Annotated in this window: 2 rRNA genes; both read right to left on the bottom strand. The window is 50.3% G+C overall.

The features are described 5' to 3' along the window. Positions 1-111 (bottom strand): 5S ribosomal RNA (rrf, locus tag AC6EMZ_RS23375); the annotation flags it as partial. 97 nt (positions 112-208) lie between these two features. Continuing rightward, positions 209-298 (bottom strand): 23S ribosomal RNA (locus AC6EMZ_RS23370); the annotation flags it as partial.

The raw sequence follows: 298 nt of genomic DNA, 5'->3' as shown, positions 1-298 counted from the left end.
GCAGTTCCCTACTCTCACATGGGGAGACCCCACACTACCATCGGCGCTACGGCGTTTCACTTCTGAGTTCGGCATGGGGTCAGGTGGGACCACCGCGCTAAAGCCGCCAGGCAAATTCTGTTATCAATACGCATCTCTGCATATCAATTAATCTGTTATCAAGCTGAAAATGATGTCTCTCTTTCCGCCAAAACATCTTCGGCGTTGTAAGGTTAAGCCTCACGGTTCATTAGTATCGGTTAGCTCAACGCATCGCTGCGCTTACACACCCGACCTATCAACGTCGTAGTCTTCAACG

The sequence above is a fragment of the Enterobacter sp. SCRI0065 genome (genome assembly GCF_059766475.1).
This window is presented reverse-complemented; position numbering and strand designations above follow the sequence as displayed.